The sequence below is a fragment of the Mesorhizobium sp. M7A.F.Ca.US.005.03.2.1 genome, from assembly GCF_003997795.1.
Classification (GTDB): Bacteria; Pseudomonadota; Alphaproteobacteria; order Rhizobiales; family Rhizobiaceae; genus Mesorhizobium; species Mesorhizobium ciceri.
Genome location: NZ_RZRP01001031.1, coordinates 1 through 1954, shown reverse-complemented (window position 1 = coordinate 1954; position 1954 = coordinate 1). Strand labels below are relative to the sequence as shown.

General features: G+C 64.0%; 1 protein-coding gene and 1 pseudogene. Both read left to right on the top strand.

Going from position 1 to position 1954, the window contains the following annotated elements:
* Window positions 1-1490: glutamate synthase-related protein (locus EN991_RS34170; protein WP_245461156.1), on the top strand; the 1490-nt coding region annotated here is incomplete at its 5' end.
* A 141-nt stretch (window positions 1491-1631) separates the two neighbouring features.
* A pseudogene (gene gltD, locus EN991_RS34165) lies at window positions 1632-1954 on the top strand (glutamate synthase); the annotation flags it as partial.

The following is a 1954-nucleotide window of genomic DNA, read 5'->3' as shown; positions in this document are numbered from 1 at the left end:
TCGCCAAGGCGCGCGCCGACCACATCACCATCTCTGGCTATGACGGCGGCACCGGTGCCTCGCCGTTGACCTCGCTCAAGCATGCCGGCAGCCCGTGGGAAATGGGCCTTGCCGAGACACACCAGACGCTGGTGCTGAACGGCTTGCGGTCGCGCGTTGCGCTGCAGGTCGATGGTGGCTTGCGCACAGGGCGCGACGTCATCATCGGGGCGCTGCTCGGCGCCGACGAGTTCGGCTTCTCGACCGCACCGCTGATCGCGGCCGGCTGCATCATGATGCGCAAATGCCATCTCAACACCTGTCCGGTCGGCGTCGCGACGCAGGATCCGGTGCTGCGCAAGCGCTTCAAGGGCACGCCCGAGCATGTCATCAACTTCTTCTTCTACGTCGCGGAAGAGGTGAGGGAGCTGCTCGCCGAGATGGGCTACACCCATCTCGACCAGATCATCGGCGACACCGATCTTCTGGAAAAGCGCGACCTGATCGTGCACTGGAAGGCGCGCGGGCTCGATTTCTCGAAGATGTTCTTCAAGCCGGATGCGCCGCATGAAGCGGTGCACTGGACCGAGCGGCAGAAGCACCCGATCGACGACGTGCTCGACCGCAAGCTGATCGAACTGGCCAAGCCGGCGCTCGAGAGCAAGCTGCCGGTCAAGATCGAGGTCGATATCCGCAATGTCGACCGCTCCGCGGGCGCCATGCTGTCGGGCGAAGTGGCCAAGCGCTTCAAGCACAAGGGCCTGCGCGAGGATACGATATCGGTGAAGCTGACCGGCACTGCCGGCCAGTCCTTTGGCGCCTTCCTGGCGCGCGGCATCTCGTTCGAGCTTATCGGCGCCGGCAACGACTATGTCGGCAAGGGCCTGTCGGGCGGACGTATCGTCATTCGGCCGCCGGAAGAGGCCAAGATCGTCGCGGCTGAATCCATCATCGTCGGCAACACGGTGCTCTATGGCGCAACCGAGGGCGAGGCCTATTTCGCCGGCGTCGCCGGCGAGCGTTTCGCCGTGCGCAATTCGGGCGTCGCCGCCGTCGTCGAAGGCGTCGGCGATCATGGCTGCGAGTACATGACTGGCGGCATCGTCGTCGTCATCGGCAAGACCGGCCGCAACTTCGCCGCCGGCATGTCTGGCGGCGTCGCCTACGTGCTCGACGAGGCGGGCGATTTCGCCGAGCGCTGCAACATGGCGATGGTCGAGCTGGAGCCGGTTCCGGAAGAAGACGATCTGATGGAAAGGCTGCTGCGCCATGGCGGCGACCTCGACCACAAGGGCCGCGTCGATGTCTCCGGCGACATGCCCAGCCATGACGAGGAGCGGCTCTACCAGCTGATCTCGAACCATGTGCACTACACCGGGTCGGTACGTGGTCGCGAGATTCTCGACGACTGGGCGACGTTCCGGCCGAAGTTCCGCAAGATCATGCCGGTCGAATACCGCCGCGCCCTGATCGAGATGGAACGCATGCGCATGGGCGTTGCGGCGGAATAGGCTTTGCAATGGCCGGGGAGCCCAGGCTTCCCGGCCCATCTTCATCGACAGTTTGACCTCCGGCGCAAGGTTGCCATGGCTGCCTCAAGGGGTTAACGGGTGCGGCGAAAACCGCACCATCTGGACAGCAGGAACTGGACTATGGGCAAGGTAACAGGCTTTCTCGAAATCGACCGGCAGGTGCACAAGTACCAGCCGGCCTCAGACCGCATCCGGCATTTCCGCGAGTTCACGCTGCCGATGTCTGACAAGGAGGTCGAGAAACAGGCCGCGCGCTGCATGGATTGCGGCATTCCGTTCTGTCACGGGCCGACCGGCTGCCCGATCCACAACCAGATTCCAGACTGGAACGACCTCGTCTACAATGGCGACTGGGACAACGCGATCCGCAACCTGCATTCGACCAACAATTTCCCGGAGTTCACCGGCCGCATCTGCCCCGCGCCCTGCGAGGAAGCCTGCAC